The following is a 13,382-nucleotide window of genomic DNA, read 5'->3' as shown; positions in this document are numbered from 1 at the left end:
GGGGTCTCAGTCGATGACGGCAATGAAATCGCACTCGATCAGCTTGCCGCCGTCCAGGGCGCCTTGCATGGTGTGGCGGGCCGGGCGCGACGCGGCGTCGGGAAACATCTTCAGCCACGGCACGTTCAGCGCCGCGCGCTGCGAACGGTCGTTCATCCACACGGTCATCTTGATGATGTGGCCCGGCGTGCCGCCGCCCGCCTCGACAATGCGCCTGACGTGCTCGAACATCAGTTCGCACTGCGCCTCGAGCGTGGCGCCATAGGCGCCGGTGGCCGGGTCGGTGCCCTGGATGCTGCCCGAATACAGCATGCCGCCGATACGGCAGCCTGCCGGAATGGGGTTCTTGTGGCTGAACCCCTCTGCATAGATGCTGGTGCGCTTCATGGTGTGGTGAGTCTTGTGGGCAATGGCGGCTCAGTTGGCCTTGATGCCGGCTTTCTTGATGATGGGAATCCAGCGCGCGTCTTCCTTGGACACGTAGGCCGCGAATTCCTGGGGCGTGCTGCCGCGCGCCTGGGCGCCCAGCGCGGCGAACTTGTCTTTCACGTCCTGCTGGTCCAGGATCTTCACCAACACCTGGCTGAGCTTGCCGGTGATATCGGCCGGCGTGCCCTTGGGGGCGACCATGCCGGTGAAGGTCGAGGCTTCCAGAGGCACGCCGGCCTCGGTGAACGTGGGCACGTCGGGCAGCGCGGCGACGCGCTCGGCGGTGGTGACGGCCAGGCCGCGCACCTTGCCTTCTTTGATGAAGGGCAGCGACACCGAGACCTGGTCGAAATTGAAATCCACCTGCCCGCCCAGCAGGTCGGTGGTGGCGGGCGCGTTGCCCTTGTAATGCACGGTGGTCCAGCGCGCGCCCGTCATCGACTGCAGCAGTTCGCTGACCAGGTGGTTGGTGGTGCCGGCGCCCGGCGAGGCCATGTTGAGCTTGCCCGGCTCTTTCTTGGCCAGGGCCAGCAGGTCGTTCAGGCTCTTCACGGGCAGCGACGGGCGCACCTGTAGCACCAGCGGCGTGAAAGACACCGAGCTGACGGGCTCGAATTCCTGGCTCCACTTGTAGTCGGCGCGCCCGAAGATGACGGGGCTGAACAGCAGCGGGCCGTTGGCGCCCAGGAACAGGGTATAGCCGTCGGGCGCCGAACGCGCCACGCTTTCGGCGGCAATGGTGCCGCCGGCGCCGGGCTTGTTGTCGATGATGAACGGCTGGCCGAAGGCGGCCTGCAGGCCGGGGGCGATGATGCGCGCCGCGACGTCGACATTGCCGCCGGGCGGGTACGGAACCACGATGCGCACCGGCTTGTCGGGCCAGGCGGCATGGGCGGGAATGGCGGCGCAGGCGGCCAGCATGGCCAGGCAGCGCAGGATGGTCGAGTTCATGGCGAAGTCTCCGGTGGGGTCTGTTTTTGTGGGCCGCCGCGGCGGCCTGCTTTGGGGTGCTGATGGGCCGCACTGTAGCCACGCCGCGCGGGGCGGACAATGAAAATCGCCTTAAAAAATCCAAATAATGGACTTCAACAGGAATTACCAAGAGACAATGGATACCGCTGATCAGTAATATTTCTGGATTTTCTCCGATATTCCGAACGCTATCGTTTTCCCTTACCCCTCAAACAAAGTCCGATTATTGGACTAATATTTTTCATGACCATGACCCTGATCCGCGCCACCGACCTGAATCCCGAACAAACGTACCGGCTGATGACCGGCGTGGTGGTGCCGCGCCCCATCGCCTGGATCACCACGCGCGGCGACGAGGGCGTGGTGAACCTGGCGCCGTTCAGCTGCTTTACCTTTGTTTCCAACAAGCCGCCCATGGTCGGCATCAACATCGGCCGCAAGGCCGGCGCGCGCAAGGACACGGCGCGCAACATCCACGCAACGCGCGAGTTCGTGGTGAATATCGGCGACGAAACCCTGATCGACGCCATCCACCAGAGCGCCGTCGAGTATCCGCCGCACGTCAGCGAACCCGACATGCTGGGGCTGGCCGTGCAGGCCAGCGACAGCGTGGCGCCCCCGCGCCTGCAGGCGGCGCCCATCAGCCTGGAATGCCGGCTGCATTCCATCATTCCGTTCGGCGAGACCGGCGCCGAGTTCGTGGTGGGCGAAGTCCTGGTGTTCCATGTGCGCGACGGCCTGCTGCACGACGGCAAGATCGACACCGCGCGCCTGCGCCCGGTGGCCCGGCTGGCAGGCCCGAATTACGCGGGGCTGGGCCCCATCGTGACCAAGGCCGCCATCGGCCAGACCCCCAAGACCGTTATCGCACCAGGAACCGAACCTTGACCACCACCCGCCGCGCTTCCGTTTCCGATTCCGACGACAGCGGCGGCAGCCAGACCGTGCGCCGCGCGCTGGCCCTGCTGCGGCTCGCGGCCTGCGGGCAGGAACGCGGCGTGCGCCTGACCGACCTGGTGCAGATGTCGGGCCTGAACCAGCCCACGGTGCACCGGCTGCTCAAGACCCTGGTGCAGGAAGGCGCCATGACGCAGGACCCGGAAACGCGCCACTACCTGATCGGGCCCGAAGTGGCCCTGCTGGGCCTGGCGCGCACGCGGCGCTTTCCGCTATTGACCCTGGCCGACCCCTACCTGGCGGACCTCGCGGAACAGGCGGGCGACACGGTGTTTCTCAGTGTGAGGCATGGGTCCGACTCGATCTGCATCGGCCGCAAGACGGGCCGCTATCCGATCCAGGTGCTGTCCATCGAAGTGGGCGTGCGGCGCCCGCTGGGCATCGGGGTATCGGGGGTGGCGCTGCTGTCGTGCCTGCCGCGCAAAGACAGCGACGCCCTGATCCGCTCGAACGAGCGGCGCCTGGAAGTGATGGGCGAAAGTCCGTTCGAACTGATGCGGCGGGTAGAGGCCGCCAGGGCCGAGGGCATCGCGCACGCGCCGCACGGCCTGATGCCCGGCACCAGCGCGGTGGCCGTGCCGGTGCGCACGGCTGGCGGCGCGCCGCTGGCGGCCGTTACCATCACCGCCATGGCCGATCGCTTGAATGCGCGCCGGCTGCCCCAGATCGTGGCCCTGATGCGCGAACGGGCGGCATTGATCGCGCGGCGCCACGCCGAAGTCGAACAGACGCCGGCCCGCCCGGCCTGAGGCCGCGGATCAGTCGACCCGCAGCTTGTTGACCCGCACGGCGTTTACCGCCACGGCGATGGCCGCGCACAACGTGGCCAGGATCAGCGCGAAAGTGGGCCCGGCGGCGCCGCTGACGCCGAAGGCGATGGCCACCAGCGCGGTGCCGAAGCTTTGGCCGAACACGCGCGTGGTGGCCTGCAGCCCGCCGGCCGCGCCGCTGCGCTGGCGCGGCGACGACGACAACATGGCGCGGTTGTTGGGCGTCTGGAAGAACCCGAACCCCATGCCCGTGACGAACATGGCGGCCATGATCCAGGGGTTGGTCACGTCCAGCGGCAGGAACGCCAGCGTGGCCAGCCCGACCACCATGGCGGCGGCGCCCGCGCCGCTGAGCGTGGCGGCCGAATAGCGGTCGGACATGCGGCCCGCCACCGGCGCCACGATGGCCGTGCCCACCGGCCAGGCCCCCATCAGCATGCCCACTTCCAGGTACGACCGGCCCAGCACCTGCTGGAAATAAAACGGCAGCGACACGTACGAGGCCATCTGCGCCGCGAAGGTGGATGCCGAGGCCGCGACCGCGAAGCCCACGGCACGGATGCGCAGCAGGTCCACCGGCACCAGCGGCGCGGGCTGGCTGCTGGCGCGGCGCACCAGCAGCCAGCCCGCCAGGCTGGCCAGCAGGATCATGACTACGCCCCGCGCCGGGCTCTGGCCCAGTGTGTCGACCCCCGAAATGAACACGCCCAGCGTCACCATGCACAGCAGCGCGCTAAGCCAGTCGAGCCGCACGCTGGTGCGCGGCACGACGGGCAGGTAGCGCAGGCCGAACATCACCGCCGCGCACACCGGCAGATTGATGGCGAAGATCCAGCGCCAATGGGCGATTTCGAGAATGACCGAGCCGAGCGTGGGACCCACCACCGACATCACCGCCACGGTCGTGGCGTTCAGGCTGATGCCGCGGCCCAGCTGGCGCAGCGGATAAATGTTGCGCACCAGCCCGCCGAACATGCACATCAGCGAAGCGGCGCCCACGCCCTGCACCACACGGGCCAGGGTCAGCTGCCATAGCGTCTGCGACAGGGCGCCGAACAGCGAAGCCAGCGCGAACAGCGCCAGCCCGACCGAGAACATGCGCTTGAAGCCGATGCGTTCGGCCAGGGCCGACAGCGGCAGCAGCAGCGCGACCACGGCCAGGTTATAGGCGTTGACGATCCATACCGCTTGCGACGGCAGGGCGTTCAGGTCGGTGGCGATGGTGGGCAGCGCCACGTTGGCGATGGTGGTGTCCAGCACCGACAGGCTGATGCCGGTAAGGACAGTGGCGGCCGCCCAGTAGCGGCGCGGCGTGGGCAGGCCGTCGGGCGGCGCCTGGCGGGCGCATGCCGCGGGCGAGGCCTTTGGGTCGGCGCTCACGATTTTTTCTGGGGACGCTGCCAGCCCTCGATGGTGGTCTGGCGCGCGCGCGAGACAGTCAGTTGGCCTGCCGGCGCATCGCGGGTCAGCGTGGTGCCGGCGCCCAGGGTGGCGCCGCGGCCGACGCGCACCGGTGCGACCAGCTGCGTGTCCGACCCGATGAAGGCGTCGTCTTCGATGACGGTGCGATGCTTGTTGGCGCCGTCGTAGTTGCAGGTGATGGTGCCGGCGCCCACGTTCACGCGCGCGCCGATGTCGGCGTCGCCCACGTAGGCCAGGTGGTTGGCCTTGCTGTCGGCATCCAGCACGCTGTTCTTGATTTCGACAAAGTTGCCGACATGGGTGCGGTCGCCCAGGCTGGCGCCGGGCCGCAGGCGGGCATACGGGCCGATGCGCGCGTCGCTGCCCACGGTGGCTTGCTGCACGTGGCTGTATGCCTCGATGTGCGTGCCCGCGCCGACCGACACATCGCGCAGCACGCAATGCGGGCCCACGCGCACGCCGTCGGCCAGTTCGACCTTGCCTTCGAAGACGCAGCCCACGTCGATGAACACGTCGCGCCCGCAGGCCAGCGTGCCGCGCAGATCGAAGCGCGCGGGGTCGGCCAGCGTAACGCCGGCCTCGAGCTGGCGGCGCGCCTGTTCATGCTGCCAGCGGCGCTCGAGTTCGGCCTGCTGCACGCGGCTGTTCACGCCCAGCGTTTCCCAGCCGGCCGACGGCTGCGCCGCGCCGACGGGCACGCCATCGGCCACGGCCAGGCCCACCACGTCGGTCAGGTAGTACTCGCCCTGGGCGTTGTTGTTGTCGATGCGGCCCAGCCAGTTTTTCAGCTGCGCGGTGGGCGCGGCCAGGATGCCGGTGTTCACTTCGCGGATGGCGCGTTCGGCCTCGCTGGCGTCTTTGTGTTCGACGATGCGCTGCACCTGGCCCTGCTCGTTGCGCACGATGCGGCCGTAGCCGGTGGCGTCGTCGAGCAGTTCGGTCAGCACGGCGGCGCCCTGGCCGCGCGCCTGCAGCAGCCGGCGCAGGGTATCGGGCTGCACCAGCGGCACGTCGCCGTACAGCACCAGGGTGACGTCGTCTTTGCCGTCTTCTTGCAGCAAGGGCACGGCCTGCTGCACGGCATGGCCGGTGCCCTGCTGCGGCTGCTGCAACGCGAAGCTGAGCCCCGCGCGGCCTTCGTAGGCGCCGCGCACGCGGTCGGCGCCATGGCCCACCACTACCACGATACGGCCGGGGTCGAGCTGGCTGGCGCTGTCGAGCACGTGTTCCAGCATGGGTTTGCCGGCCAGGGAATGCAGCACTTTGGGAAGATCGGACTGCATGCGTTTGCCCAGTCCGGCGGCAAGAATGACGACATTAAGCATAGGATTGAAAGCAGCGTAAGACGGCGGCGGGCGGCTGCCCGCCGCACGATTGAAGCGGAGGATTATGACTTGCGTGGTGCCGGCGCGCGCTTGGCGGCGGCCTTGCGGGGTGCGCGCCTGGGCGGGGCGGGGTCGTTCTGCCCCGCGGCGGGCGCCGCGGTGCGGGCGGCGTCTTGTGCCGCGGCGTCGGGCATGGTGGCGGCGGTGGCCGCGGCAAGCTGGTTGAATTGCTGCTGCAGCAGGTTCCACCATGCCTGCGAAGCCGACTGCGCGGCCTGGCTGACCTGGTCAGCCGCGCTGGCGTCGGGGTTGGCCGGCTCGGCCGGCGCATCGCCCCCGGCCGGCGCCGCGGGCCTTGGCGCGGCCGCGGCCGGCTTGAGGCCCAGGGCCACTTCCAGGGGCGAAGCCTCGCCGCTGGCGGCGGCGCCGCCCACGAACGAGCGCAGAGTGGCGATGGTGGCGCGCTGCACTTCCAGCCCCTGGATGGTGCTGGTCAGCATCGACAGGTTCATGCGCAGCCAGTTTTCAACGGTGCGCAGATCGGCGATGCGGCGTTCGAGGTCTTCGAGGTTCATGGGCGCAGCCATGGGCAGCGCCTGCGCCAGGCCGCCCGGGCCCGCCAGGCCTGCCCAGGCCTTGCGCATCATTTCCATGCTGGCCAGCAACGGGTTGCCGGCAAGGTCGCCGCCCTGCCCCAGGCCGGGCAGGACAAACGGGTTGGTATTCGAAGAATCGGACATTCAGTCTCCAGAAACGCGCGTCGTGAATGCCTAGCGCGGCAGCACTTTGCCATTTTCGACCCGCACGTGGTCGCCCGACGCATAGGCGAACGGTTGCGCGCTATTGAAGGTGCGGGTGCTGCCGTTGTCCATGCGCACGACCATCTCGTAGTGCGTCACAGTCTGTTGCTGTCTGATATTACGCTCGATTTCATGGCCTGCCAAAGCGCCGCCCACGGCACCCAGGACGGTCAGGGCGTCTTTGCCGTGGCCCCCGCCGAACTGGTGGCCGACCACGCCGCCCACCACGCCGCCGGCCACCGTGCCGACGACGTTATAGCCGTTGTTCTGCTGGGCCGGCACCTGAACCTGGCGGATGGTCTCGACCACGCCGCAATCGGCGCAGACGGCGGGCTTGGCGGCCGGCTTGGGCGCCGCCTGGGGGGCGGACGCCACCTTGGCGGGCGCCGGAGCAGCCGGAGGCTGCTGTCCGGTCTGGGCCTGCTGTTCAGCCTGGACCTGGGCCTCGTGCACGGGCTGTTCGCCGGAGGATTCGGCCCAGGGAGTGGGCAGCCAGCCGACCAGGGCCGCCACCGCCACGGCGCACAAAAGAATGATCGACACCGCGGCGGTGGCCACCAGGGGATGCAGGCCGCGGCGCGAGCCCTGGCCGGAAGCGGAAACGGGAGTATTCATGATGGTTCTCCATCGACAGTACGGCCCGTTGTATAGCATTTGGCCGCAGTATCGGCGTGTTGCGATAGTGACCCTTTGCAAGGCATGCCCGGACGATCGGCTCGGGTTCTGGGACAATGGCCGGATGGACAAGCCGATTCCCATGCCCGAGCTCGAACAGGCCATCAATTATTGGCGCAACCGCCTGCCCTCGCAAGGAGACGAATCGCGCCTGTGCGCCGAGGCGGCCGCGCTGGCCACGCCTTATGCGCTGATGATCATCGGCCACCGCCGCGAAATCACCCCCGCCGAACTCGGCCCGGCCGCCCTGGCGGCCTACCAGGGCTGGCGAGCCGCCCACGGGGCCGAATAAGGGGACAGATAAAGGTGTCTGACTCCGCAGGTGTCAGACACCTGCCACGGGGGTTACGACCCCAGCAACGCCTTGATATCGTGGGCCAGGGCGTCGGCGCCCAGGGTATTGTTGGCCAGCACGCGCGATTCGCCCTTGCCGTCGAGCAGGTAGAACGCCGCGGTGTGGTCCATGGTGTAGTTCTTGCCGCCGTCGGTGGGCACCTTGGCGTAGTAGGCCTTGAACGACGCCGCGGCCTGCTTGATCTGCTCGGGCGTGCCGGTCAGGCCCAGAAAGCGCGGATCGAACGTGGTTACATATTGCTTGAGGATTTCGGCCGTATCGCGTTCGGGGTCGACGGTAATCATCAGCACCTGCACGCGGTCGGCGTCGCCGCCGAGTTTTTCCATGACCTGCGACAGTTCCGCCAGCGAGGTGGGGCACACGTCGGGGCACTGGGTAAAGCCGAAGAACACTACCGTGACCTTGCCGGCGAAATCCTGCAGCGTGCGCGCCTGGCCATTGTGGTCGGTCAGGGCCAGGCCCTTGCCCAACTGCGTGCCGCTGATGTCGTTGCCCTTGAAGCTGGGCGCGGGATCGCCGCAGGCGGCCAGGGCGCCGGCCAGGGCAACCGCCGCCGCGCCGCGCAGCAGCGCGCGGCGATGGAAGGAAAACGCGGACATGAAGCAGGGTCTCCGAGATCAGGCCAGCAGGCCGGCCCAGTGGTCCACCAGCAGGGCGGCGAACAGCAGCGCCAGGTACAGGATGGAAAAGCGGAACAGGCGGCGGGCCAGCGCGTCGCTGTACTCGCGGTACAGGCGCCAGGCATAGGCCACGAACATGCCGCCCAGCACCAGCGCGCATGCCAGGTACAGCAGCCCGCTCATGCGGATGACATAGGGCAGCGTGGTGGTGGCCACCAGCGCCAGGCTGTACAGCAGGATATGCAGGCGGGTGAAGCGCTGCCCGTGCGTGACCGGCAGCATGGGCAGGCCGGCCTTGGCGTAATCGTGGTTGCGGTACAGCGCCAGCGCCCAGAAATGCGGCGGGGTCCAGATGAAGATGATCAGCACCAGCACCCAGGCCTCGGCCGGCACGGCGTCGGCCACGGCGGCCCAGCCCAGGGCCGGCGGCATGGCGCCCGACAGCCCGCCGATGACGATGTTCTGCGGCGTGCGCGGCTTGAGAATGACGGTATAGATGACCGCGTAGCCCACGAAGGTGGCGAAGGTCAGCCACATGGTCAGAGGGTTGACCAGGTGGTACAGCACCAGCATGCCGGCCCCGCCCAGCAGGCCCGACAGGGTGATGACCTGGGCGGCCGAGATGGTGCCGCGCGCCGTGGCGCGGCGCGCCGTGCGCAGCATGCGCGCGTCGATTTCCTGTTCGATCAGGCAGTTGATGGCGAAGGCGGCGGCGGCCAGCAGCCAGATGCCCAGCGTGCCGAACACCACCCGGCCCGGGTCGGGCAGGCCGGGCACGGCCAGGAACATGCCGATGATGGCGCAGAAAACGGCGAGCTGCGTCACGCGCGGCTTGGTCAGTACGAGGTACTGGCGCAGCAGTCCGGGTTGGGTAGCGGCAAGGCTGGTCATAAGGCTATTTTAAACGCGCTGGCGATCAGGTGGCCGACGGGGCGCGCCCGGCGGTGGACAGGCGCACCAGCATGACGACGCAGGCCAGGGTCAGGCCGGCCGCCCCGCCGTTGTGCAGCACGGCGATCAGCAGCGGCCACTGGAAGAAAATGGTGGTCAGGCCGGTAAACAGCTGCGCCGCCAGCAGCGCCAGGGCCAGGGTGGCCGGCCCGCGCAGCCCGGGCACGGCGCGCAGGCGCGCGGCCAGCACGCCCAGGTAGACCAGCACGATGAAGGCGAAATTGCGGTGCACCCAATGGATGGCCGTCAGGGCATTCTGCGAAATCATTTCTCCCGAGGGCAGCTCGCCCAGCCCGCGGATGACGGAAAACCCGCTGTGGAAATCCATGTCGGGCAGCCACTGGCCATGGCAGGTGGGAAAGTCCAGGCAGGCCAGCGCTGCGTAGTTGGTGCTGACCCAGCCGCCCAGCGTAATCTGCACCAGCAGCAGCACCATGCCCGCCACCAGCCAGGGCCGCCAGCGCGCCGCATGGGGCGGCAGCGCCAGGTGCGGGCGTTCGCGCGCCGACAGCCAGGTCATCAGCGCCAGCACCGACAGGCCGAACACCAGGTGCGCGGTGACCACGGCGGGCATCAGCCGGTGCGTGACCGTCCAGGCGCCGAAGGCGCCCTGCACGCACACGGCCACCAGCGCCGTGACCGCCAGCGCGGGCGAGCGGCCCAGTTCGCGGCGGTAGCGCCAGGCCATGAACACGATGGCGATGATCAGCATGCCCAGCAAAGCGCCGACGTAGCGGTGGATCATTTCGATCCAGGCCTTCGACAGGGTGACCGGCCCGAACGGCATGGCCTGCGATGCCTGGTGGATGTCGGCCATGGCGCCCAGCGGCGTGGCATTGCCATAGCAGCCCGGCCAGTCGGGGCAGCCCAGCCCGGAATCGGTCAGGCGCACGAAGGCGCCGAACATGATCAGGTCCAGCGTCAGGAACCAGGTAAAGAAAACCAGCTTGCGGTAGCGTTGCTTGATGCGTTCCATGGTCAGCCGATGCGCGAGTTGTAGACCAGCTTGCTGATGTCTTTGCGCACCTTGACGCCATCGGCGTTGGCGGGGAACTGCAGCATAAGGTTGCCCAGCGGATCGATGACCCAGATGGGGTCGAGCAGGCCGGGCTCGCCGGCCGCGGAATCGCGCGCCAGCAGGAAGCGCGCCAGCTGCTCGGGCCGCGCGCGCACCATTACCGTGCCCCGGTAGGCCTCGAGCACCTTGGCGGGCACCTCGGCGTCGTCGGTAATGAACCAGACGCGCGCCAGGCGATCGACGTTCTTGCCCTGGCTGGCATGCGAGTTGCGCGTGATGAACAGCTTGCGCGCGCAGGACTCGGGGCAGGCGGCCTCGCCCACGCTGAGCAGCAGCCACTTGCCCTGCAGGCTTTGCAGGTCGAAAGGCTGGCCGTCCAGCGTGGTCAGCTGCAGGTCCTGGGCGGGCGGGATGGGGCGCTGCGGATCGATCAGGGTGCCGTAGTTGCTGGACTCGTCGGGCCACCACTGCGGGTTGTTGTACAGCACGAAGGCGGCCAGGATGGGCGCCAGGGTGCACAGGAACACCAGCACCAGCGGCGTCAGCGACCGCTTCTTGGCAGGGACGGGAGTGGGGGTTTCGCGAGCCACGGTTGTTTTCCTGAGTTTTTGTATGGTGAAGGTCAAGGCCGGGCCGTCCGGCGGCCGCGCCGCAGCCCCCGCCAGGCCACCACCAGCCAGGCAACGGCGGCGATGGCGGCAAACGAGAACCACTGCAGGGCGTAGCCCTGGTTCTGGCTGTAGTCCACCGACGGCTGCGGCCAGTCGCGCACCAGCGCGTCGTCGCCGCGTGTCTGCATCAGCACCGCCGGCAGCAGCGCCAGGCCGGTGGCCCGCGCGTAGGCCGGCAGTTCCAGGTTCTGCACTTGCGGCACGGCGCCGCCGGCCACCGGCAGTGTAGCGGGCAACTGCCCCTGCGCCGCGCCGCCGAACGACCACAACTCGAACAGGCGCGGCACGCGCGCCGCCAGCTCGCCGGCCACGCTGCGCGGGCCGGCCGGCGCGGCGGGCGGTGTCGGGGCCGGCTGGCCGGGCCGCGCGCGCGGCAGCCAGCCGCGCAGCACCAGCACCGCGCTGCGGCTGGCCGGATCCAGCAGCAGCGGGGTGGCCAGCCAATAGCCGGGCTTGCCGTCCTGGTTGCGGTTGTCCAGCAGTACGCTGTATTGGTTCAGCCATTGCCCATGGGCCTGCGCCGGGCGCCAGGCGCCCAGATCGCCGGGCGAGGTGGCGGGCGTCAACGCCAGCGGCGGCTGGGCGCGGCCGGCCTGGATGGCCGCCAGGATGGCCCGCCGCTCGTCGGCGCGCCGCAGCTGCCACGCGCCCAGCGAGGCCAGTATCGCGACGGCCACCCCCAGCAGCGCCAGGGCTGCCAAGGTACGGCGAACTGAATGAGCCATGTCTGCAATAATTCCGTTTTAACCGGAGGCCAAAATGCGCGTCATCGTCGGCCTGGCTTTCATCGGCATTCTGGCCAGCCTGGCATCCGCCCTGGTCTACCTGATGAGAGACAAGGGCACCACCAACCGGACGGTCAATGCGCTGACCGTGCGTATCGGGCTATCAGTAGCCCTGTTCCTGTTCGTTCTGCTGGCCCATCACCTGGGCTGGATAGAAAGTACAGGCATTAGATAGGAACCGGGCCGGCCGGTTCCGGCGCCGCTGGACGCAGCTGCCAGCGTACGATGCCTCGTGGCGGCGTTTAGAACACCGGCCCGCCTGAAGCGGGGACGCGCGGATCCGGCTTTGCCGGTCCGCAGCGTCGCCCCCTGGGGGGTAGCGCGCAGCGCTTCGGGGGGGATATTCCTAGAACCAATAGACGAACAGGTACAGGCCCAGCCAGACCACGTCGACAAAGTGCCAGTACCAGGCCGCGCCTTCGAAACCGAAATGGTGCTCGGCGGTGAAGTGGCCGCGCGCCAGGCGGATCAGGATGACCGTCAGCATGGTGGCGCCCATGATGACGTGAAAGCCGTGGAAGCCGGTCAGCATGTAGAACAGCGAACCGTACACGCCCGAGCTGAACTTCAGGTTCAGTTCGGTGATGGCGTGGTGGTATTCGTAAGCCTGGCAGGCCACGAAGATGAAGCCCAGCAGCACGGTGGCGGCCAGCCAGAACATGGTCTTGCCGCGGTGGTTCTCGCGCAGCGCGTGGTGGGCGATGGTCAGCGTCACGCCCGACGACAGCAGCAGCGCGGTGTTGATGGTGGGCAGCCAGAACGGGCCGACGGTCTGGAAGTGCTCGACCACGCCGGCGGGGCCGAAGTTGGGCCACACCGCCTGGAAGTCGGGCCACAGCAGCAGCTGGTGGTCCAGGTCGCCCAGCCACGGCGTGGTGATGGTGCGCACGTACCACAGCGCGCCGAAGAAGCCCGCGAAGAACATGACTTCGGAAAAGATGAACCAGCTCATGCCCCAGCGGTACGACAGGTCGATGCGCTTGCTGTTCAGGCCGGTTTCGGATTCGTGGATGGCGTCGCCAAACCAGAAATACAGCACGGTGATCAGGCCGAGGACGCCGACCAGCACCAGCCACTTGCCCCAGCTGACATCGTTGACCCAGGCGGCCGCGCCCAGGCCCATGGCCAGCAGGGCCACGGCAGTGCGCACGGGGTGGCCGGAGTCCGCCGGCACATAGTAGTACGGTGCCTCTTTACCTTGAACCGAGTGGCTTGCACTCATGGTCTTCTCCCTGGTACTGATTTGTTGAAATGCTTGCTGCTTACGTCAGGCTGGCCACGGCCCAGCGCACGACGAGCACCAGCACCGTCACGAAAATGACTCCGGCCAGCACGCCCGCCACGATCAGGTGCACGGGGTTGAGCTTGCCGGCGTCTTCTTCGTAGCCGGCGCCCCGGCGCACGCCGAACATGCCCCACAGCACCGCCTTGAGCGTCTGCAGGAAGTTCAGCTTGCGGCGCGAGGCGTCGCGAATATCGTGGGTCATGCCTTGCCCTACTTGACGGCCGTGCCGGTCAGGATGGCCGAGCCGCGGAAGAATGTCCAGGCGAACAGGGCAATGACGATTGCCAGCAGGATCAGCCCGACGGTCTTGTTGCGGCGGCGTTGTTCAGGGGTCATGACTAACGATT

18 protein-coding genes are annotated in these 13,382 nt (G+C 68.2%); 4 read left to right on the top strand and 14 right to left on the bottom strand.

Going from position 1 to position 13,382, the window contains the following annotated elements; all coding sequences use genetic code 11:
* Positions 1-6: 6 nt before the first annotated feature.
* On the bottom strand, positions 7-387 hold the full coding sequence (locus tag J2P76_RS22610) for a RidA family protein (protein ID WP_207410239.1): 381 nt from the start codon (positions 385-387) through the stop codon (positions 7-9).
* Positions 388-417: 30 nt separating this feature from the next.
* Positions 418-1,380 carry a Bug family tripartite tricarboxylate transporter substrate binding protein gene (locus J2P76_RS22605; RefSeq protein ID WP_207410238.1) on the bottom strand — a complete coding sequence of 321 codons (963 nt, stop codon included), beginning with the start codon at positions 1,378-1,380 and terminating at the stop codon, positions 418-420.
* 264 nt (positions 1,381-1,644) lie between these two features.
* On the opposite strand from J2P76_RS22605, the gene J2P76_RS22600 reads away from it, so the two are divergent.
* Both J2P76_RS22600 and J2P76_RS22595 read left to right on the top strand, forming a co-directional pair.
* Positions 1,645-2,289 (top strand): flavin reductase family protein, encoded by a 645-nt coding sequence (locus J2P76_RS22600; RefSeq protein WP_207410237.1) that lies wholly within the window; start codon positions 1,645-1,647, stop codon positions 2,287-2,289.
* Positions 2,286-3,107, top strand: a complete 822-nt coding sequence (locus tag J2P76_RS22595; RefSeq protein WP_207410236.1) for an IclR family transcriptional regulator — start codon at positions 2,286-2,288, stop codon at positions 3,105-3,107. The genes J2P76_RS22600 and J2P76_RS22595 overlap by 4 nt, the downstream gene beginning before the upstream one ends.
* 9 nt (positions 3,108-3,116) lie before the next feature.
* Here the strand turns inward: J2P76_RS22595 and J2P76_RS22590 are convergent, their stop codons facing one another.
* From J2P76_RS22590 to J2P76_RS22575, 4 genes are all read right to left on the bottom strand, one after another.
* Entirely contained in the window at positions 3,117-4,508 is a 1,392-nt protein-coding gene (locus tag J2P76_RS22590; RefSeq protein ID WP_207410234.1) for an MFS transporter, read from the bottom strand.
* The gene (gene glmU / locus J2P76_RS22585) at positions 4,505-5,875 is read right to left on the bottom strand and encodes a bifunctional UDP-N-acetylglucosamine diphosphorylase/glucosamine-1-phosphate N-acetyltransferase GlmU (protein WP_207410232.1); all 1,371 of its coding nucleotides are present in this window, start codon (positions 5,873-5,875) and stop codon (positions 4,505-4,507) included. The genes J2P76_RS22590 and glmU overlap by 4 nt, the downstream gene beginning before the upstream one ends.
* Positions 5,876-5,937: 62 nt before the next feature.
* Complete coding sequence (locus J2P76_RS22580) at positions 5,938-6,615, bottom strand: PhaM family polyhydroxyalkanoate granule multifunctional regulatory protein (RefSeq protein ID WP_207410230.1); 678 nt, start codon at positions 6,613-6,615, stop codon at positions 5,938-5,940.
* Between the two features lie 30 nt (positions 6,616-6,645).
* Complete coding sequence (locus J2P76_RS22575) at positions 6,646-7,290, bottom strand: glycine zipper 2TM domain-containing protein (protein ID WP_207410228.1); 645 nt, start codon at positions 7,288-7,290, stop codon at positions 6,646-6,648.
* A 124-nt stretch (positions 7,291-7,414) separates the two neighbouring features.
* Between J2P76_RS22575 and J2P76_RS22570 the strand changes: the two genes are divergently transcribed.
* Positions 7,415-7,642, top strand: a complete 228-nt coding sequence (locus tag J2P76_RS22570) for a DUF3717 domain-containing protein (RefSeq protein WP_207410226.1) — start codon at positions 7,415-7,417, stop codon at positions 7,640-7,642.
* Positions 7,643-7,695: 53 nt separating this feature from the next.
* On the opposite strand, the gene J2P76_RS22565 is transcribed toward J2P76_RS22570, so the two are convergent.
* The 5 genes from J2P76_RS22565 to J2P76_RS22545 are packed head-to-tail and all read right to left on the bottom strand — an operon-like array spanning position 7,696 to position 11,690.
* The gene (locus tag J2P76_RS22565) at positions 7,696-8,304 is read right to left on the bottom strand and encodes an SCO family protein (protein WP_207410224.1); all 609 of its coding nucleotides are present in this window, start codon (positions 8,302-8,304) and stop codon (positions 7,696-7,698) included.
* Positions 8,305-8,322: 18 nt separating this feature from the next.
* On the bottom strand, positions 8,323-9,216 hold the full coding sequence (cyoE, locus tag J2P76_RS22560; protein ID WP_207410222.1) for a heme o synthase: 894 nt from the start codon (positions 9,214-9,216) through the stop codon (positions 8,323-8,325).
* Positions 9,217-9,241: 25 nt separating this feature from the next.
* Positions 9,242-10,252: a COX15/CtaA family protein gene (locus tag J2P76_RS22555; RefSeq protein ID WP_207410220.1), complete on the bottom strand. Its 1,011-nt coding sequence runs from the start codon at positions 10,250-10,252 to the stop codon at positions 9,242-9,244.
* A gap of 2 nt (positions 10,253-10,254) precedes the next feature.
* Positions 10,255-10,884 carry a hypothetical protein gene (locus J2P76_RS22550; protein ID WP_207410218.1) on the bottom strand — a complete coding sequence of 210 codons (630 nt, stop codon included), beginning with the start codon at positions 10,882-10,884 and terminating at the stop codon, positions 10,255-10,257.
* A 32-nt stretch (positions 10,885-10,916) separates the two neighbouring features.
* Complete coding sequence (locus tag J2P76_RS22545) at positions 10,917-11,690, bottom strand: SURF1 family protein (protein ID WP_207410216.1); 774 nt, start codon at positions 11,688-11,690, stop codon at positions 10,917-10,919.
* A gap of 34 nt (positions 11,691-11,724) precedes the next feature.
* On the opposite strand from J2P76_RS22545, the gene J2P76_RS22540 reads away from it, so the two are divergent.
* Entirely contained in the window at positions 11,725-11,925 is a 201-nt protein-coding gene (locus tag J2P76_RS22540) for a twin transmembrane helix small protein (protein WP_207410214.1), read from the top strand.
* A gap of 171 nt (positions 11,926-12,096) precedes the next feature.
* Here J2P76_RS22540 and J2P76_RS22535 read toward each other — a convergent pair whose 3' ends face one another.
* The 3 genes from J2P76_RS22535 to J2P76_RS23710 are packed head-to-tail and all read right to left on the bottom strand — an operon-like array spanning position 12,097 to position 13,371.
* Positions 12,097-12,972, bottom strand: coding sequence for a cytochrome c oxidase subunit 3 (locus tag J2P76_RS22535; protein ID WP_207410212.1), 876 nt, complete (start codon positions 12,970-12,972; stop codon positions 12,097-12,099).
* 40 nt (positions 12,973-13,012) lie between these two features.
* Positions 13,013-13,237: a DUF2970 domain-containing protein gene (locus J2P76_RS22530; protein ID WP_207410210.1), complete on the bottom strand. Its 225-nt coding sequence runs from the start codon at positions 13,235-13,237 to the stop codon at positions 13,013-13,015.
* Between the two features lie 8 nt (positions 13,238-13,245).
* On the bottom strand, positions 13,246-13,371 hold the full coding sequence (locus J2P76_RS23710) for a cytochrome oxidase small assembly protein (protein ID WP_012247198.1): 126 nt from the start codon (positions 13,369-13,371) through the stop codon (positions 13,246-13,248).
* Positions 13,372-13,382: the final 11 nt, after the last annotated feature.

Origin of the sequence: Bordetella petrii (assembly GCF_017356245.1) — a bacterium.
Classification (GTDB): Bacteria; Pseudomonadota; Gammaproteobacteria; order Burkholderiales; family Burkholderiaceae_B; genus Bordetella_A; species Bordetella_A petrii_D.
This window is presented reverse-complemented; position numbering and strand designations above follow the sequence as displayed.